General features: G+C 59.4%; 16 protein-coding genes. 7 read left to right on the forward strand and 9 right to left on the reverse strand.

Translation table 11 applies throughout. The annotated features are described in order from the left end of the window. Positions 1–26 precede the first annotated feature (26 nt). The 3 genes from H6866_05325 to H6866_05335 form a co-directional block, all read right to left on the reverse strand. The gene (locus H6866_05325; protein USO06873.1) at positions 27–581 is read right to left on the reverse strand and encodes a GNAT family N-acetyltransferase; all 555 of its coding nucleotides are present in this window, start codon (positions 579–581) and stop codon (positions 27–29) included. A 124-nt stretch (positions 582–705) separates the two neighbouring features. After that, positions 706–1,824, reverse strand: coding sequence for a hypothetical protein (locus tag H6866_05330; protein USO06874.1), 1,119 nt, complete (start codon positions 1,822–1,824; stop codon positions 706–708). Positions 1,825–1,876: 52 nt separating this feature from the next. Continuing rightward, on the reverse strand, positions 1,877–2,431 hold the full coding sequence (locus tag H6866_05335) for a Smr/MutS family protein (GenBank protein USO06875.1): 555 nt from the start codon (positions 2,429–2,431) through the stop codon (positions 1,877–1,879). Between the two features lie 74 nt (positions 2,432–2,505). Between H6866_05335 and H6866_05340 the strand changes: the two genes are divergently transcribed. The 7 genes from H6866_05340 to H6866_05370 all read left to right on the forward strand — a co-directional run bounded on the left by H6866_05340 (position 2,506) and on the right by H6866_05370 (position 10,228). Further along, positions 2,506–3,255 carry a hypothetical protein gene (locus H6866_05340; GenBank protein ID USO06876.1) on the forward strand — a complete coding sequence of 250 codons (750 nt, stop codon included), beginning with the start codon at positions 2,506–2,508 and terminating at the stop codon, positions 3,253–3,255. Between the two features lie 6 nt (positions 3,256–3,261). After that, complete coding sequence (locus H6866_05345; protein USO06877.1) at positions 3,262–3,810, forward strand: hypothetical protein; 549 nt, start codon at positions 3,262–3,264, stop codon at positions 3,808–3,810. Between the two features lie 236 nt (positions 3,811–4,046). Next, complete coding sequence (locus tag H6866_05350) at positions 4,047–4,805, forward strand: PhoH family protein (protein ID USO06878.1); 759 nt, start codon at positions 4,047–4,049, stop codon at positions 4,803–4,805. A 10-nt stretch (positions 4,806–4,815) separates the two neighbouring features. Next, positions 4,816–5,448, forward strand: a complete 633-nt coding sequence (locus tag H6866_05355) for an SCO family protein (protein ID USO06879.1) — start codon at positions 4,816–4,818, stop codon at positions 5,446–5,448. A 101-nt stretch (positions 5,449–5,549) separates the two neighbouring features. Further along, positions 5,550–6,947 (forward strand): hypothetical protein, encoded by a 1,398-nt coding sequence (locus tag H6866_05360; protein USO06880.1) that lies wholly within the window; start codon positions 5,550–5,552, stop codon positions 6,945–6,947. 149 nt (positions 6,948–7,096) lie between these two features. Then, entirely contained in the window at positions 7,097–9,187 is a 2,091-nt protein-coding gene (gene flgK, locus H6866_05365) for a flagellar hook-associated protein FlgK (GenBank protein ID USO06881.1), read from the forward strand. Between the two features lie 18 nt (positions 9,188–9,205). Continuing rightward, complete coding sequence (locus H6866_05370; GenBank protein USO06882.1) at positions 9,206–10,228, forward strand: hypothetical protein; 1,023 nt, start codon at positions 9,206–9,208, stop codon at positions 10,226–10,228. A gap of 4 nt (positions 10,229–10,232) precedes the next feature. Here the strand turns inward: H6866_05370 and H6866_05375 are convergent, their stop codons facing one another. The 6 genes from H6866_05375 to H6866_05400 form a co-directional block, all read right to left on the reverse strand. Further along, on the reverse strand, positions 10,233–11,312 hold the full coding sequence (locus H6866_05375) for a hypothetical protein (protein USO06883.1): 1,080 nt from the start codon (positions 11,310–11,312) through the stop codon (positions 10,233–10,235). 171 nt (positions 11,313–11,483) lie between these two features. Then, a complete protein-coding gene (locus tag H6866_05380; protein USO06884.1) occupies positions 11,484–13,022 on the reverse strand; it encodes a prepilin-type N-terminal cleavage/methylation domain-containing protein in 1,539 nt (512 codons plus the stop codon). Then, on the reverse strand, positions 13,019–14,677 hold the full coding sequence (pilV, locus tag H6866_05385; protein USO06885.1) for a shufflon system plasmid conjugative transfer pilus tip adhesin PilV: 1,659 nt from the start codon (positions 14,675–14,677) through the stop codon (positions 13,019–13,021). The genes H6866_05380 and pilV overlap by 4 nt, the downstream gene beginning before the upstream one ends. A 14-nt stretch (positions 14,678–14,691) precedes the next feature. Next, positions 14,692–16,485, reverse strand: coding sequence for a hypothetical protein (locus tag H6866_05390; GenBank protein USO06886.1), 1,794 nt, complete (start codon positions 16,483–16,485; stop codon positions 14,692–14,694). 131 nt (positions 16,486–16,616) lie between these two features. Then, positions 16,617–17,165 (reverse strand): prepilin-type N-terminal cleavage/methylation domain-containing protein, encoded by a 549-nt coding sequence (locus tag H6866_05395; GenBank protein ID USO08598.1) that lies wholly within the window; start codon positions 17,163–17,165, stop codon positions 16,617–16,619. 138 nt (positions 17,166–17,303) lie between these two features. After that, positions 17,304–18,377 (reverse strand): type II secretion system F family protein, encoded by a 1,074-nt coding sequence (locus H6866_05400; protein USO06887.1) that lies wholly within the window; start codon positions 18,375–18,377, stop codon positions 17,304–17,306. Positions 18,378–18,384: the final 7 nt, after the last annotated feature.

Here is an 18,384-nt window from a genome sequence, read left to right on the forward strand (position 1 = left end):
CGCCAGTATAGCGGGCATGTGCGTGTTTAAGAAGCGTCCAGCTTTTTGGTGTAATACCGCCCGGCCACGAATTGCCCGTCCACCACCGCGTAATACGGGTGGGTGCCAAACTGCACATAGCCGGACCCTTCGTACAGGGCGATGGCGTGGGCCATGCTTTCGCGTACATCCAGATTGATGACGCTATGCCCCAGTTTCGCGGCCTGTGCCTCGGCGGCTTCAAGCAGCATCCGCGACAACCCGTGTCCGCGCGCCCAGGGCGTGACGAACAGGCCCGTGATCTGCGCTGCGTGGCGCTGAGCCTCGTTATTTTGGGGCGGGCGGATCAATTGGCAGCAGCCACAGATCACCCCGTCCAGCCGCGCCACGAATAACTGCCGCAAGGGCATGACGATGACGCCTTGCCAGAACCGCTCCAGAACCTCCCGCGCGGGTAAATCCAGCCATCCGAACCCGCCGCCCGCCTTGATCGCGGCATCGGTCGCGTCGCACAGGTCCTGTAAATCCGATTCGCTTAGGGGGTCGAGCGTAAGCGCGACGGATAAAAGCGGCGCGGCTTTTGGTTGGGTCGATACATCCATGACTCATAGAATAGCGCCGAAAACGTGAAAAAAAAGGAAAGCTTTGCCGCGTTGCGGCGGAAACGAAATCTATCGCGTTGCGGCGGAAACGAAATCTATCGCGTTGCGGCGAAAATATGAAAGGTCAGGGCGCGCGCGGTCCTCTGCGGACCCAATCCGGCTCTACCCGTTTCGCCGCCAGCCGCGGTTGTCGGTCTGCCTGCGCCGCGAAATTGAACGCGAGCTGCGCGTCTGGCACTCGGTCGATCGGGATGAATTGCGCATCCTCGACCACCTGAAAAAACAGCTTAACGGGATAATTCCCACTTAATCCCTCACCGGTGCGAAAGGCGTCGTTAAGCCGCCGCGCGTCTTCGGCCCACAGATATGGCCGGGCGATGACCGTGCTGCGCCCGCCATGTTCCGTGAATCGCGCCCGCGCGGTATCGCGGGGCAGGTGGACATGCAGATTGTAATGATGCGCGACGGGCAAAAGACTACTGATCTGCCGCCCACGTACGGATTTAAGCCGGCCGAACCCCATCTTGTCCTGTTCGCGCGCGGGGGCAAAATAAACCAGCTTCGGCGCCGCCTGTACGGTCGCGAACCGTGGATCGTAACGCTCGGCCATCATGCGCACCATCTGCTTGATCGCGTCGGTGTTGTCGTACAGCGCAAAATACGAAAGCCGCTGTACGGTATCGCCCGTACGCACCCAGACATGGCCAAGACCGGTGCCGTCGCCGTATTTGGCGATTTTATCGATGGTTTGCATCACCTCGCTTGTGTCGTGCATGGCGGCGCTGACATAGGCTTGCGGCCGATCGTGTTGATGCGCGTACTGGTCTTTGACCCAGACCGCGAACGGCATGCATGCGCCAAGCCACGACGTACCCACGCTTCGGGTTTCGTCGCTGACGGGCTTTTTCAGGTTCAGCCCGGTATCGAAATTCAGGTTGAGCAGAATCGGAATGCCGCCTTCCAGCGCACCGCAAAGGGATTTGATGGTTTGAAGGGTTTTCGTTCTGCCGCCTTCCGGACAGTCCGGGGCGTGTGTTTCGTGGTCTTTGGTGTTGAAATGCGTGCGCCGCAATACCGTGTGTCCCTCTGCCATCGCGGCCCCGATCGGGCGCATTTCCGCGTTGCATCCCGTGTGCGGACAGACGATATGATTGGCGCGGGCGAAGGCGCGGCTTACCTCACCCGGTGCGATGACACGGAACCGGCCTGTTTCTTCATCATAAAGGCGCGCAAGAAAAGTCATGCGATTTTATGCCCTATGTAAAAACAAAGTTATTCGCGCGGATGCCCCTTCATTATGGGCCACATTCACGCCTGCGCCGCAACAGGATATAGAACGCACCCGCGCCGCCATGCGCGCGTGCGGGCGCGTGCGCCAGCACCATGCGGCGCACCGCCCCGTCCGCCAGCCACTCCGGCAACCGGGTGCGCAGGACCCCCTCGTTGCGTAAGCCCTTGCCGGTAATCACCAATACGCACCGCGCCGCGCGCGCCCATGCCTGCGCCAGAAAACCGTGCAGCGCCTCGCGCGCGTCCATCTGCCCGTACCCGTGCAGGTCCAGTACGGCCTCGATCGGCATTCCCCCGCGCTCGAATCGGCGGCGCGTGCGCGCATCCAGCTCGCGGCCGGGCTCCGCGCTTTTTTGGGTTTTCGTAGGCGCGGCGCGGGAAAGGCCCGAACCATGCGTCCTGACCGGTGAATCTGCGATAAAAACCGGTTTTGCGGGTCGCGTCCGCCCCGGCAGGGGCGTGACCTCGGCGGCGACATGCGCCCACAGTAACGCGTCCTCCGCATCCGTGTGCGAGGCTTTTTGTCCCTTATGCCTGCCCGGCCTGTTTTCTGTGTCCATCACGAGTCTCTGGCAACGTTTCGGCTTTCCGCTTATGCTAGGACAATCAGGCAATCAGGGAAATGAACATATCCATGTCGACACGCATCACAGGCCGGTTCCTGATTTTGGCGTTCGCACTTGTCCTGTGTCCGGCGCTGGTCGCATGGGCGGACAGCGCGCCTGCCGATAAATCCCCCGCGCCGCCGCTGCTGATGCTTGCCCAGATGCAGCCGACCCATCCCGAACATATTTTGATGATCTTCGACAAAATCGCGGGGATCGAGCCTGATTTTGCGGCTTTGGCCGGAAAATCGCCGTTTCTTAACAAGGCCAAGGAGGTCGACCGCGACTCGATCATCAACCGTGAAAACAACCGCCTGCGCCAGACCTGGGCTGACCTGGATTCGTCCCAGCCGATCGTGGTGCATACATCGGTCAACCTTGCCAATTATTCGACCATCAACGAACAACTGACCTTGCCCGAATTCAATCCGAAGACGTTTTTTTCCTTCGCCATTTACGGGGAAAATATCGCCATCGTGCCCAAGGATATCGCGCGGTTTTCAAAAATCCCGCTGACCCGGCAGCAAATGGACGAAATTTTGAAAAAAACAACCAGCACCGCGGCCACCGCCGAACTGATCCTGAAACCTGCGGTTGCCGACGCCAAAACGCCTTTCGTCCATGACGGCAAATCCTATTGGCTGATGCTGGCGGAGATCGGTGAAATACGCCTGTGGGCGGGCAAGGAAGGCGACGCCCAACTTTTGTGGATGCACCGCGCCGATTGGTACAAACCGAAGGAGGATACGTCCCTTCTCAACCTTAAAAGCGGGATGTAGCGAGGCATGTCGGGGATCGACCAGCTCCCGCCCGTACCGCCGCCCGGTCAGCCCCGCCGGACCGAGAATACCGACACAAGGCAGGACATCCTTCATCACGATCCCGAATTCTATAAGCAAAAAAAGAAACGGGATGAGGAAGCCGAAACCCGCGATCCGTACGAGGATCTGGCCGAAGTCTCGGTTCCTGCCCTGCGTAACTTCCTGATGAGTCTGGCCGACCGACCGCCGCCGCCGGAGCCGCCGCCCGCCGCGCCCGTACACGAACCGCCGCATACGCCGACCCCGCAACAGGCTGCGGCCAGCGCTTATCAAAAGCGCGCCGGCGTTACGCCTGCTTCATCCCCGCCCCCGGTTACCACCCCTGCGCCGACCGCGCTGGACGCGGCGGCCGCCGCGCTCGACCGGGCCGAGATACTGGACCTGATCCGTGATCTCGACCGGCTGGCGGCGGCTGGTATCGAAACCATCGCGCTGGAAAAGGGCGACGGTTTTCTGGCCTCCATCCGTGCGGGCATCACCCGCGCCCGCGCTTCTTTGTCGCAGCGCACATAAAGCGTGTCAAAATCAGGCGATTCAGATAGAATCACCTTAAGTACGCAGTTTCCCGCCTTTTTTCGGATCTCTCGCCATTGACCTTCCTGTCCTGCGGCCATCCCGAAATCTGTTTTTGCACCGCTTCCGGTGCGACCCCTGCCCGAACGCTGATTTTTATGACCTCCGTCCCGGAGGTTTTTTTGTCTTAAGTGCCCAAAAATCCATAAACAACCCGAACGGAAAACGAGGTCCCGATGTCCAGAATGTCCCGGAAAGAAAAACAGGCGCAATTCCGCAGCATCAAAGGCGGCAAGCCGACCGGGGCCCCGGCCTTTACGGATGATGTTTGGGATCCGCTGGCCGACGACATCGACCGCAACCGCGACCAGTCCTACGTCAAGCGCGTGCGCCCGCGCACGGAAGGCCAGAAAATCCTGATGGATTCGATTCTCGGCCATGCAATGACGCTGGCCATCGGCCCCGCCGGCACTGGCAAGACCTATCTCGCCATTTCCGCCGCCGTCGAGGCGCTGGAGGACGGGCGTATCGACCGCATCATCCTTTCAAGGCCTGCGATGGAGGCCGGGGAAAGCATCGGCTTCCTGCCCGGCGACATGCACGAGAAAATGGCGCCGTACCTGCGCCCCTTGTACGACGCGCTGGGTGACCGGCTGGGCGGCAAGCGCGTACGCCAGTACATGGATGACGGCACGATCGAAATCGCGCCCATCGGTTTCATGCGCGGGCGCACCCTCAACAACGCCTTCATCGTGGTGGACGAAGCGCAGAACTGTACGTATCAACAGCTTAAAATGCTGCTTTCGCGTCTTGGTTGGAACTCGACCATGGTGGTGACCGGCGACCCCGAGCAATCGGACCTTCTGCCCGGCATGTCAGGCTTGGCGCAGGTGGCAGACAAACTCGCGCGCGTCGGCAATGTCGGCGTCGTCACCCTCAAGGCCTGCGATATCGTGCGTCACCCGCTGGTTGCCGAAATGCTGGGCGTGCTGTAAACCGGGGGGCGTGAATCCCGCCTCTACCCGCATCCTCCGCCTTGTTTTTATCGCTCTGTTCGGCTTCGCGCTGGTCGCATCGGTGGTTTATGTCCAGATCCGCGATCGCGGCCTGCTCGACCCCGCTGGCGGCACCGCCCTTGAACCGCGGCCTTTCGGCGGCGACTTCGCGGGTCTGCTCGACCAAAACGGCGCGATCCAGCCTGCCGATGCCTTTCACGATAAATACCAGCTGGTATTTTTCGGCTTCACCCATTGCCCGGCCATTTGCCCCGGCGAGCTGCAGAAACTGGCTTATATACTGGCGCACCTGCCGCCGGACAAAAAAGCCCGTATCGCGCCGATTTTCGTGACCGTCGACCCGCATCGCGACACCCCGGACGTGATGAAACAGTATCTTTCGATGTTCGATCCCGCGATCATCGGCCTGACCGGGCGGCAATCGGATATCGACCGGGTGGTGGCCCAGTGGAAGGTCTATGCCCTGCGGGTCGACGACCCGCAAAGCCCCGGCGAATATACGATGGATCATTCGGCGTTCACCTATTTGCGCGACCCGGAAGGCTGGCTGGTCGACCTGTTCGACATCGACGCCGCCCCGGATGCGATTCTGGCCGCGCTGGAAAAACGGGTTCGGTCCTAAAACCCCGGCCCTAAAACCCGGCCCTAAAACCTTTGCCAAGAGCCCGTTTTTTTTGGTAAAATAATCAAAACAGGGACCAAAAAGGTATTCGAGGGCAATCAATGCGCGGCGGTCTAAGGGCTTATCTCCGGCTAATCGGTGTATTCGGTGCCTGTCTGGGCGCGCTGGTGTTTACCGGCCCCGCCCGCGCGCAATTCTGCGACGCCTGCGTCGTCGCCGCCATAAACACCACGTCCGCCGCCCAGATCGCCAATATCCGTCAGGTTATTCTGGGTATCGCAACCGTGGGTACACCCATGCAGTTGGGCAAAGCAGGGGATATCGCGCCCATCCCCGTCATGTCGCCCGTGGCGCCCATCCCGTACACCAGCCTGGTCGGTTATTTTGAACAGGTCTTTTTCCCGCGTCTGATCGAACTTTCCAAGATGCAGACCGGCAACCAGCAGAAATTCACCGCCGTTCAAGGCCAACAAAACGTACGCACCGCCGACGCGACCGCGCAGGTCAATTACAAGCAGGACGTCAGCAAGATGCAGGTCAAGAACGCGGCCGAGGCGGTCGGCCTGCCCGACACCATGTGCATCCAGCCCTCGATGGGGCAATCCAACCTCGCGGCCGAAATCATGGCGATACAGGGCCGGGATTCGCTGGAAAAACAGGCCGCGCTTGAAACTGCCGGCTCGACCCAGACACCCAATTACTCGCGCGGCCCCGCCTATCTGGCGCTCAAGCAGATCGATCAGCGCAAAAGCCAGACCTGTGTCAAAACCGGCGATGCCGGCGCATCGCAGGCCGTTTGCACGGGCGGCAATTCGGACCTTGAAAATGCGGATGTCGTGACCGCATCCCTGCTGTCCAACTGGACGCTGTCGCTTGACGCCAGCAAATTGCAAAGTCTGACCTTCGCAAAACAATACATTGCAAATCTCTTCCCCGACCGCGCCTTCGACCCCATTCCGACCGATGCGCAGAACAAAAACCCGCTTCCGGCGGCGGTGGCCAGGGCCATGAACGACAAGGTCGCCTATAACGCGACCATGAATACCCTGATGCAACCGTTTCAGGACGAGGTTTCGGATCGTACACCCTTGTCGGTGAATCCGTCGACAGGGGCGTCGACAGGCGGCGTGATTGCGGCCAAGAACTCGCTGCTCGGCGCAGTGAACCGTGCGGGTTATGAAGGTGCCGCCAAGGAAAAGCTGCTTTCCCTTGGCGATAATATGTCGCGCGCGGCGTTGGAGTATATTCAATACAAGGTTTACGAAAACGACCCCCAAACCATCATCAGTGATGTCGGCTCGGGTTCGGTGAACATCCTCAGGACGACCGCCTTCTTGGTCGGCCAGGCCATGAAGCAGGTTTCCCTGCTTTACGATATCCGTGAACAGATCAAGACCAGCAATCGTCTTCTCGGCGTGATCGGCTCCCTGCTCGCCCGCAACGAGTTCGATGCGATCCAGGACAACATCCACGCGATCAAAAACGCCCCAGGCAATTGATAGTGCATTGATATTTAATAACAAACCGCGCCGTTTTGGCGCGGTTTCTGTTTAGTCGTGCCGTGGCACGCTCCTTGCAATTGATGTTCTCGGACCCTGGTGTGGACAGCCCGCGCCAGCGCCCTGAAACGCAAGAGAGAATTCGGCCCATGGTTCAGGTCAACCCGCTCAGCATCGCCCTTTCCGGCCTGCGCGTCGCGCAGGCCCAGATCTCGGTGACCTCGAACAACATCGCCAACGTTTCGACCGACGGTTACACGCGCAAGAATGTGGAACAATACACCCGCATCATCGGCGAGGAAGGCGCGGGCGCCGATGTCGGCATCGTCCAACGCCGCATCAACGACATCCTTCTGCGCGATTATCGCAGCCAGATTTCCCTGACTTCGGCGCTCGACACCAAATCCACCTATCTCAATCAGGTTCAGGACCTGCACGGTCCGCCGGACGCGGAACAGACCATTACCGCCCAGATCGGCAAGCTCAAGGATGCGTTCGCGCAGCTGGCCAACACGCCGGAAAATTCATACCTGCTCGACAACGTCTATGCCGAGGCGACACAGACCATCAAGAAATTCGCGGATTTCTCGGACGGCATCAACCAGATGCGCAACGACGTCCAGACCGAAATGAAAAATTCGGTCGATCACATCAACTCCTTGACCGAACAGATCGCGAATCTCAACGTCTCGATCAAGGTCGCGACCAGCCAGCAGCGCAGCACCGCCGACATGGAGGACCAACGCGACCTCGCGGTCCGCGACCTGGCCAAGGAAATGGACATTTCCTACTACAAGGATTCGACCGGTGTCATCACGGTGATGACCAAACAGGGCCAGCTGCTGGCCGACACCCAGCCGAATACGATGTATTTCACCAAAAACCAGCTTGGCCCGCAAAGCTATTACCCGGCCAGCGCCAACCCTGTGATGATCGGCAACCCCACCACTGGCACCGACCTGACCAGTTATGACGCCCTGGGCGGTAAACTTGGCGCGCTGGTTGAACTGCGCGACCAGACGCTGCCGACCTTTCAGGCCCAGATGGACGAACTTGCGCACAAAATGGCGATGCGTTTCGACGACGAGGGGCTGAAACTCTTCACCCTGCCGGACGGCTCCATCCCCGCCAACAACCCGCAGGATTACGTGGGTTTTTCCGCCGACATGGTGGTCAACCCTGCCGTGGCGGCGGATTTGACCCTGCTGCGCAGCGGCACCAACCCGCTCAACACCGTTCAAAGCGGGTCGAGCGAGCTGCTCTCCAAGATTGTCGAAAACACGTTCGGCGACGTGGCCTATGAACGTGCATTGGGCACGTCCACCATCTCCACCGGCCCGGCCACGTTGTTCACCGAACTCGGCCTGACCGGACAGGCGCGCGTCATCGGCGATACCAATATTCAGGCGTTGGGATCGCTGGATTCCAGCACATTCATCAATCCCGGCACCAACGACACCTTCACGATCCAGGTTGGCACCGGCGCGGCCCAGACCATAACCATCACCTCGGGCATGACGGCAAATGGCCTTGTCACCGCGATCAATACGGCGATTCCCGGCATGGCCCAGCTGTCTTCGGGTGGACAGCTGATCTTGACCGCGTCAAGCGACATCACCATCGGCGGCGGGACGCTGGGAACGGACGGTCTGGCCGAACTCGGGCTTGCGACCGGCGTGACCGCGGCGCAACCGCCGTCCTTCGAGGTGGCGGCAGGCAACAACGACACCACCACGATCACCATCCTGTCCACCGATACCGGACAGGACCTGTTGGACAAACTCAACGCCGTGCCCGGAATCGACGCGCAAATCGTGGGCGGCAAGCTCCAGATCCAGCCCGACGAAGGTGGCAGTATCACTCTGATCGACCGGCTGAACCAGCCTTTGGTCGCGCTCGGCATGCAGATCAGCGAGGTCCAGCACACCCCGTTCAACGTAAGTGGCCTTGGCCCCGGTGGAAATCTCAACGGGGGCGTCGAAACGGCCACCTCGCTGATCGATTATTCGACGCAGGCCATCGGCAACCAGTCCAATGCCGCCGACAATGTCGACCGTACGTTGACTACGGAAGACAATTACCGCGCCACCATCGAAAAACAATATCTCGATACGACCGGCGTCAACCTTGACGAGGAAATGGCGCTGCTCATCAACATCCAGACGGCCTACAGCGCGTCCGCCCGCACCATCAGCGTGGTGCAGGACATGCTCAACACCCTGATGGACGCGATGCGTTAAAGGAAAAGGAGAACCGTCATGGCCGTCAATATTTCCACGCTTGCCAGCCAGACCAGCCTGATCGACCGGGTCAAGCAGGTTCAGGTGCAGATGTCGGAGTACCAGCAGCAGATCACGACCGGCGTCAAACACCAGACCTTCAAGGATTACGGCGCCGACGGCCTGCGCATCCAGCGTTACCGCGCCGACCTTGCCTCGATCGACGGCTATACCTACAACATCGACAGCGCGCAGGTGAACATCGACCAGATGAATTCCGCGATCTCGGAAAACATCGATCAGGCGGGCAATATTCTTCAGGCGATTTCGGTGCAACTTGCGCGCGGATCGGATTTCGACGTTGAAGGCATCAAGTCCGCCGCCCGCACGGCCTTGCAGGTGATCGAGGCGAACATGAACGCCAAGGTTGGCGACCGCTATCTGTTCGCGGGTTCGGATGTCAGCGTCAAACCCTATTCCGGGGCGGCCGCCGCCGACAACGGGGTTCAGGCGCGTGTCAGCGACTGGCTTGACGGCACGGTGACGACGGACCAGTTCCTTGACGGAATCAATAACATGACCGACAGCCAGTCTGGATATTCCACGTCGTTGCAATCGGCCAAGAAGGTCTTCGCGCGCGCCGACGACCAGTTCGAGGTCGACTATACGGTCCTGGCCAATAGCCCGGGGTTCAAGAAAGTCGTGAACGCGATCCGCGCCATCGCCAATATCCAGTTTCCCTCCGAAGGCACCGACGTGCCGACCAAGGATAATTTTTACGACGCACTCAATTCGCTTTACGCGCAGGTTCAGTCGGGCGTGAACGACCTGCGCAACGACTCGACCAAGATCGCTTCCGCCTCGCAGCAGCTCAACGTGGTGAAACAGAACCACCTTGATGACAAGCAGAACCTTCAGCAGATACTGGAAAACACGGAAGCTGCCGATACGACCGATGCGGTGGTGAAGTTCCAGACGCTCCAGACGCAGTTACAAGCGTCCTATCAGGTGACGTCGATCCTAAGCCAGCTCAGCCTGGCACGGTATCTGTACGGCGGATAAGCGTTTAAAAAAGCCCGGAAGGGCCGAGCGTCGGCTGCGACACGGTTTGCCCGCCGGACGTTGCGCCGGATGGCGCCGCGGATGCCGGGGCGTCCGTAGATGTTGTGTTTGCACCGTTTTGGGCATTTGCCACGATTGAACTGGTCAATTGTTGGCTTGATGTCGGCGTGGGGCCGAAATCCGGCGATGGCGTGCGTCGTGCGCGCTCGGCATCTGCCGCCCTCATGGCATCGCCAACGTTGTTTTCCTGAATTGCCGGCGCTGCGGCATTGGCACCTGATGCGGCCGTGTTCGCGCCTTCGCCCGGCGCTGGGCGCACGTCGATGACATCGCCCTTAAGGGAAATGCGAATACCGCTGGTCGATATCTGCTGGACCAATGTGCCATCCGGCAAGCGTGTGCCTGGCCTGACGGTAACGCGGTAGCCGTCTTCCTTGGGTTTGATCAACACGCCGTAACATGAACCTGTAAGACAGGTAACGTCGGTCCAGCGGTAACGGTCCTTGCGTTCGGCGGCTTCTTCCTTGGCTTTGCGCTCCGCTTCTTCCTTGCGGGCGCGTGCGGCCGCGGCGGGATCATTGGCGGCTGAGGCGCTTTGAACCGGCAGCCCCATGCGCCTGGCGGCAGCCTCGGCCTCGGCCTCGATCTTTTTCTTCATGTCATCGTAATGGGTTTTTCGCTCTGCGATCAGCCCCTTGTATAGATCGGGATAGGCCTTCAGGCAGGGCGCGTTCGCAGGCAGTTGAACGCAAATGCCACGCGGCGGTGGCGGTGGCGTGAACGGAATGCCCAGCGCGTCATAGGATGTGGCGATCTGTTCCAGTTTTGATTGCCGCTCAATCAGCTTGTCCAGAAGGCTGATCTGGTACTGCATCTTGATCGTATCGGAAAGATAAGGGCTTTCGATGGAATCAAAGGCATCGTCGAAATCGACGGATAACCCGTCGACGTCGCCCGGTGTGATTACGCTGGGCAAATTGAAGCTTGGCAGGGTTTCGTTCGCCCGCACCGACCCGGGCCAAACAAGGCCAAGTGCCAGAACAAGCGCCGCAAGTCCGGCGGGGAGATGGAAAATCCGAATCATGAAGGGCATGCGGGAATGACGGTTGCTTCGCTGCTTATTGTAATCCCGAACCGCACGTCTGTACAACGCCTTGTTGCCGTCCGTTTATTACCTGATACGGCGGCGACGGCCGCCGCGCGAGCTTATGCGAGCGAAGCCTGAGCGGCGTCTGAGCGACCATACAAAGCCGCATCAGTCTCCGCAGCCGGAATTACAGGCGCCGAACGTGCTGGTGGTCAACCCGGTGCCAGCGGCGCCGGGGGCGGTCGATGGCGTGGGGGTGATGGTGATATTGGGGGCATTCAGCGTCCGGCTTATGCTCCCGCCGTAAACCAGATTGCCGCTATCGTGGATATCGATGATAGCGGCGCGTCCGCTGGCGGTATTCACATCACCGTTTTTAATAATTCCGGCTTTGAGCTGGTCGGCCGCATAGAATGTATTTGTCGTGGCGCTTTGTGCCGATATGCGCCGTGCGTCGAGTGTATCGGCCTCAAGCACGCCGCCCGAAGGCATGGCGACATCCGTCGCGATGGTATGTGTCAGTGTTCCATCCTGTACGGTCGAACCGTCGGTGAACGTGCCGACATTGCCTACGGTGACCCGGTCGAACGCGCCGCCGCCGTTATTGCCGGGGCCGCCGTCGACCACGAACAGGCTTTGCGCGTTGTAATCATTGCGCTGCGCGCTGGTCAGGCCGTTTTGTACCCGCATATTGCTGGCCAACATGGAATCGGCGACGAAGCCGGACCCCGTGGTGTTCATGTTGCCGGCCACGACGCCCGCGCCTTTCAGCGAAGTGGTCCCGTTGACGCACAGAACGCTGCCGTCGCACAGCGCGTTCGTCCCGTCCGCGGCGGCGACAAATGCTTTGCCCGTGCCGTTGCCGATATTGACGTTGTCCGCGCCTGCGATGTTGTTGTTCCCCATATTCAAAGCGGCATGCATCGTATTGCGCTCGTAATTGGTGGTGGCGCCGTCGACGCCGTCGGCACGGTACAGATAATCGCCGGCCAGATCCTGCATGTTGTAATATCGGTAATACACCAGATAGCTGCCCTGCGTCGTGGAATCCAGCGTTGCGTTGATGTCGTTCAGATACCAGTTGGTTTGCTGCAACCCGGTGGACGGTGTGACGGACCAACTGGAGAATACACTGCTCGCCACGGCGGTTGCCTTGTCCGCATAGCTGCGGATGATACCGCCCGCGGGCCCGGATTCGATGGCGGCGCGTTCGATGATCTTGTCCGGCCGTGGTGTACGCGTGGCGATCAGAACTTCCATCGCCCGCGGATTGGGTGGTCCGCTGGTCACACGCAAAAGGATGCTGACGCGCGTCATCAAGGGTGAAAGCGCGATGATTTTTCCATTCAGCGTGCGTGCGCCCTGTACGTATTTCGCGCCGACCTTGAAAGATGGTGCCGCGATGTTGTTGGCGGTGCCCGGATTTGAATCAACGGTCAGCTCATACCCGCCCCCCGTTGCGATGGCCGCGTCGTACAGGATATTAAAATTGTCGGTATCCGAAAGAATTTGCCCCATCGCGTCGGCGATATTGGCCATATAGGCGGCGGCGGCGCGCCCCTGTTCCTTTGCGGTGTAGTTTTGCAGCAGGTCGAAAATCGCAAGCAGCAGCACAAAGAAGACCACCACCGAAAGCAGAAGTTCCAGCAACGAAAAACCGGCCTGTGCCCGCCGTACGGGCGATATGTGGACTGTGTGCCCGGTCATGTTGGGTAACATGCGCTGCTCCATGATGCCCGGCCGTCCGACTCGCGCCCGCGGGTAAAATCGCAATGCCCGAAATACACGCCGTATTTATAATGCAGACACCTGTATCCGTTGGGGATATAGCTGCAATCCTCGCGATATACGCCGCCGGGCCAGTTTGTTGTGCCGATGGGTTCGCAATACACCGCGCCGTTTGCCTGTGTGCAGGTGACATGCCGGTTTAAAACCGCGTCCTGGTACCCACCGCTGATATTTTGGATATACAGCGTACTGCTTGCCGTCGCGCCGTCTGCGTAAAGCGAACCGGTAAATTCTGCGGCGTTGCCGACATCCATTTGCTTGGCCGCATAATAGTGGCTTCCGGCCCCGTCGATTTGTGCCGCGACCAGACCGTTTTCGATTGTTGCGCCGTGTGCGATCGAGAACGTACCGGATTGAAGTTCCTGCGTGTTGACGCTGGCACCGTGGATTTGCGTCAGAGGCGCGGTGACGCTGTGCGAGGCCTGCATCGTATTGCCGTTGACGGTGTCGAAAGTCGAAATCCCGTTCGACGTAGTCATGTTGATGGTGCTTTTATCGGTAATGACGCTGCCATCCGCCAGAAGCGAGTTGGTGAGGTGCAGATTGGCGTCGCCCGCCTCGCCCACGACCTGAAGCTCGCCCCCCGTAATGGCGCATCCTGAACCGCTCAGCGTCCGGTTGGCGCCGCCGCCCCATGTGCATCCGGTGCCGTCGCCTTCCTTCATATCGAAACGGTTTTCGTCCGGACCGTCGACGCGTAAGGCTTGCTCGACCGTCATCGCCTGCGCGCTCGCGCCGGTCGTACCGTCCGTGGCACCGCGAAACGCGGCGGATCCGGTAACCGATACCCTGTCCGCAACCATCGTGCCGACATTCTGCAATTCGTTGTCATTCATGTGGATGTTGGTCAGCATCCGGTTCAACTCCGGCCTGTCGTCGACCGCCACGCGGTAAAGCCAGCGATCGTTGGGGTCCCGGTCCTCGTTGTTCACGCGGCCATAGGCTGCGATGTAACCGGCGCTGGCGCTTGGCGCGCTCAACCCTGCGATATCAGTGCGGTTTACATACCATTGATTGAGCACGCTGGTAATCCGCCCCGCGAAGGTTGCGCCCGGCATCACCATGTCGGTTGAAACGCCCATGCGCGGCCCGCCCGCCCGCGCGATGTCGAGCAGACGCTGGTTGGCGACTTTTAAGGCGCCGTCCGACACCGTTACCACCTCGACGCTTGGCATTCTGATCTTGTTGCCGTCGACGTCGGTGTAATCGGCGCCCGTCGCCGGATCGACCTTGAATACGCTCTGGTTGCGGTAAAAAACCCGGATCGGCTGGTGCAACGCGTTGACGCCAGTAAAGCCTGTTGGCAGATATTGTTCCGTTCGCAGCGTGGTCAGGCCGATTTCCACGAAGGTCGTCGTTCCGTCATCCTTGATTGTATCGAAATGGGCGCGCACGTAATCCTCGGCCGCGGTCTGCACGCGCAGCATGTCAAGCGCGGCGGAACGGTCTATCGAACGTTGCAGCCAACTATCGAACAGTTGATACATGCCGGTCAGCAAAAGACCGATCAGTGATACGGCCAGCAAAAGCTCCAGCAGGGTAAAGCCGGCATCGCGTGCGCGTAGGGTGGTCATGGGCTGCGCTTTTGTCATGGCGTGATGGTCGGCGGTGTGTACTGGCGATCGGGGCAACCGCCGGCGACATTTACGCCCTCCTTGCAAAAGCCTGTCGTGGAAACCACCGGTAGCGCGCCGCCGGCGTAGTTTTTCGTGCCCGTTACTGACAGTGACCGGCTGCCCGCCAGGAATTTCAGGTCCTGGGTCGAACTGCCCGCGGTATCCCCTTGAACGTATACGTTGCCCGCGTTGGCGATCTCGCCGGCCAGCGTCGTATAACCGCTATCGGGCGTGGTCGTCCCGTTGATGGTCATGGTTGATCCGTTCATCTGGGTGATACCGGTGATCTGAACCTTGCCTGTATTGTCGGTCGCGGTGGTTAGCGCCGATGGCGCGTCGACGGTGTCGGACAAAAGTTCGGCGTCCGGCTGTCCCATGACTGTCAGGTTGCCGGACAGGGTTGTATGAGTAGCCACTTCCATCTGCGGCGCGGCACCCGAGATGCCCGCAACGGTCGAGGTAAATTGGTTGGTGGTCAGCGAATCGCTCAGCAATGTTTTTGCTTGCGCGTTCTGATCAATCGTGGCGACGCCCGCATGGGTGACATCCTTGGCATAGGTATAGGCGTTGCGCTCGACCACGGCGGTGCTTGCCATTTCAAGCCGCGCGCTGGCAGGGTGCGCGCCGCCGCTGGGCAGCGGCTTGGTGTTGTAAACGCGCAGATCGTTGCCCAGTGTTAAACCCTGGCTGATATACAGCGCGTCGTCGTTGGCCGTGCCGATATTGGCGGTTTCCGCCGCTGCGTTATAATCCTGTGTCTGTGGCTCGGCGACCAGTCGGTCGGCCTGCACGTTGGCGATCTTATCGATGTCGAAGCGGCGATCGGTCGTCGCATTGTCCGATGTCACCGCGCACACGCCGGTATTGACGCTGACCGGATTTCCGGCGGCATCCACGGTGGTGATCTGGACCTGATCGGCCGTTGCGGTGCATTTTGCGGTAGGGTCGGTCGGTGCGCCCATGCGTAAATCGGTCAGCATGGTGGCGAAACCGGGATTTTCCGGCTGGGGATAGCGCATAACCGCGCGCAAATCCGGTTGAACGGCCTTCCATGATGGAATGACCAGACTGCCTCCCGTTACTTGGTTCGAACCCGGTGGCAGGATGCCGTTCATCATTGCGGCAAATTCTGTTTGCGTCAGGCAACCGGAATCCCAAAACGATGCGGCCTCGGCGCCCTTACACTGGCTCGAAAGGTTGTTACCCGCGTCGTCGAACAGAAGGCCGGTGACGGCGGCACCGTAAGTCTTGGCGGTCTGGATCGTACGCAGCATCAATTCCGGATTGCTTTTACCGCCGGGTGCGAAGAATACGAAACTGGCGGGTACGGTGCTTGGGTCGTTCGGGGGGCCGCCAAGCCCGCTGGGTGACCAGTTGACCATGACGATGATGATCCGTTGCCCCAGCGCGTTGTAATCAAGGCCGCCGGTGGTTCGTGCGAAATTCTGCGGCAGATAACCTTTGTTTTTCAGGGTTTGAAGGGAAACGAGTTGCGCCGCTGCCGCCAGCGTGTTGGGTAGGGTTGGATCGGCGACGAACTGGTCGCGGGTGTAAAGACGCGCGGCTTTGCCGATTTCGACCAGTTGCCAGCCCGTGACCTTGGCCAGGTTTTGTCGGGGTTCGCCGCTGTTGTACCGGGCGATGACCACCAGTACGGCGCCGAAAACCGCCATGAACAAAAGCGCCAGCAAAAGCGAGAAGCCTCGCTGCCGATTGCGCCCGGTAATGCCGGGATGACCGAACAACCCTGCCTGTCCCCGTATCATAATAGGATTATTGTAAATCCAAGGTCCTTAAAGATTGTATAAAATCCCACCGATCGGCGGGCTGGAGTATGAGAGATTCTAACATAAAAAAGGCCCCTTCCGGGGCCTTTTTCGTGAAATTTGTGATGGGCTTACTGGAAGGTCCAGATCATCGCGTTGCCAGCGGCGGCGCAAGATGCCGAAAGCGCCGTCTGGGTGAATCCGCCCGAGGCGATGGCCGTACCACCGATCGAAACGCCGGTCGTGTCGCTGGAATTGTCCTGATTGAAGGATTGCGCCAGTTTCACGCAGGCCGACCGCGGCACGCCCGCCATGGTGATGGTAAAGGTGGTCGAGTTTGCGGCGGGCGAGGCAAGCGTAACCGTACCCAGCGCGCCTTTCAGCGTGCCGGCGGCAAGGCCGACGATTGCCATGTCGCTCGGAACCGCCTTCAGGCTGTTCATGGTGGTCAGCAGGTTTGCCGTGGCGGGATAACCGGTCTGGCCTTGGAACGTTTGCTGCACCTGTTGCTTGAGCGTAGCCAGTTGGCGGCTGGCCTGGTTGGTGTTGTTGTTCTCGGATACCAGACGGTAAGCGCCCAGACCCGCGAGGATCAGGACCGCGCCGACGGCGACCACCAGCAGGAGTTCAAGCAGCGAGAAGCCTTTCATCCCGCTTTTGCGTGTCTGTTTGGAAATCATTGGTTCATCTCTCCTCAAGGTTTGAAAACGGCTGGGCGCATGTTTTTGTTATGATAATGCGCCCGGATTAGGACCAGATTATTGTGAAGTGTTTTAAAACTCTGTCAACAACCCCCCTGCCTGCGCGGATCTGTCGCATCACTGTTGTTGCGACTGGATTTGCTGGAAGACGGAATAAAACGACACGATCAGGCATCCGATAACCACCGCGATCAGTACCAGAATGACGAAATTGACGGTTTTCATCACCAGGTTGACCCGGTCGACCAGCCCGTCCACCCATACGCGGGTGACGCGAATCAAATTCTGGTCGAATCCACGCAATTTGGCGTAAATCTGCAGATCGCCGATGATTTCGGAATCCGGGAATTCATATCCGGAGTTGTATAACGAATCGCCCAGGTTTTCGCCCGACGCGATATATTTTTGAATCGCGCGTACCCGCTGTTTCAGATAAGGGTCGGACTGGCGCGATATCCGTGCAAGGCTGACTTCATCCAGCTTGACCCCGGCGCTCATCAGGCTTGCGACCGACAGCAGAAACGCCGAACCTTGCCACATCTTGTAAAGGCTCCACGGCACGAACCGGTCGAATTTGATACGTGCCTTGGCCGTCCATCGCGGCATGGAATAGGCGATGATAAGCCCGATCGATACGACCGTGACAAGAATGAAAAAGCCTTGGTCGCGAATGAATTCCGCGGTCTTGGCGACAAAATACGCGATGCCTTCCCAGCGATCGACCGGAATGATCTCCTCGAAAGTCGGAATCACCTTATATGCGGACAAAAGCATCGCCGCGATCAACATGCCCAAAAGCACGGCGGGGTAGGCGCCGGCCGTAATGATCGCCTTTTTGACCTTGGATTGGTTTTCGATGGATTCGGCGGCGTTGTGCAGGCTGCGAATCAGCTTTCCCGAATTGGCGCCGGTTTCCAGCAGGATTGACTCCGAGCTTGGCACATAGGGCGCCAGGCATTGACCGAAATTGATCCCTTCGGCCACGTCGTTGCGCCATTTCTTGTACAGCTTGGGCAGCGCGGAATTGCGTTTGCGCGCAGAGATGCTTTGAATTTGTCCAAGCGCGGTATCCAGCGACACTCCGTTCTCAAGCAATTGCACCAGCTTGGTGTAAAAGCGCATCCGCTGTGCGCCGTTGAACTCAAACTTGATCGAAAGCTGAAAGAAAAGGTCGTTCTTTTTTTTTGCCATTCCGACG

It is taken from the genome of Rhodospirillales bacterium (assembly GCA_023898805.1).
Classification (GTDB): Bacteria; Pseudomonadota; Alphaproteobacteria; order Micavibrionales; family UBA1664; genus UBA6145.

Bases quoted from the DNA above. Each gene is read 5' to 3' on its own strand.
- H6866_05350 (USO06878.1), top strand. From the start codon at position 4,047: ATGTCCAGAATGTCCCGGAAAGAAAAACAGGCGCAATTCCGCAGCATC.
- H6866_05325 (USO06873.1), bottom strand. From the start codon at position 581: ATGGATGTATCGACCCAACCAAAAGCCGCGCCGCTTTTATCCGTCGCG.
- H6866_05335 (USO06875.1), bottom strand. From the start codon at position 2,431: ATGGACACAGAAAACAGGCCGGGCAGGCATAAGGGACAAAAAGCCTCG.
- flgK (USO06881.1), top strand. From the start codon at position 7,097: ATGGTTCAGGTCAACCCGCTCAGCATCGCCCTTTCCGGCCTGCGCGTC.
- H6866_05400 (USO06887.1), bottom strand. From the start codon at position 18,377: ATGGCAAAAAAAAAGAACGACCTTTTCTTTCAGCTTTCGATCAAGTTT.
- H6866_05395 (USO08598.1), bottom strand. From the start codon at position 17,165: ATGATTTCCAAACAGACACGCAAAAGCGGGATGAAAGGCTTCTCGCTG.
- H6866_05360 (USO06880.1), top strand. From the start codon at position 5,550: ATGCGCGGCGGTCTAAGGGCTTATCTCCGGCTAATCGGTGTATTCGGT.
- H6866_05330 (USO06874.1), bottom strand. From the start codon at position 1,824: ATGACTTTTCTTGCGCGCCTTTATGATGAAGAAACAGGCCGGTTCCGT.
- H6866_05345 (USO06877.1), top strand. From the start codon at position 3,262: ATGTCGGGGATCGACCAGCTCCCGCCCGTACCGCCGCCCGGTCAGCCC.
- H6866_05340 (USO06876.1), top strand. From the start codon at position 2,506: ATGTCGACACGCATCACAGGCCGGTTCCTGATTTTGGCGTTCGCACTT.
- H6866_05380 (USO06884.1), bottom strand. From the start codon at position 13,022: ATGACCGGGCACACAGTCCACATATCGCCCGTACGGCGGGCACAGGCC.
- H6866_05390 (USO06886.1), bottom strand. From the start codon at position 16,485: ATGATACGGGGACAGGCAGGGTTGTTCGGTCATCCCGGCATTACCGGG.
- H6866_05375 (USO06883.1), bottom strand. From the start codon at position 11,312: ATGATTCGGATTTTCCATCTCCCCGCCGGACTTGCGGCGCTTGTTCTG.
- H6866_05370 (USO06882.1), top strand. From the start codon at position 9,206: ATGGCCGTCAATATTTCCACGCTTGCCAGCCAGACCAGCCTGATCGAC.
- pilV (USO06885.1), bottom strand. From the start codon at position 14,677: ATGACCACCCTACGCGCACGCGATGCCGGCTTTACCCTGCTGGAGCTT.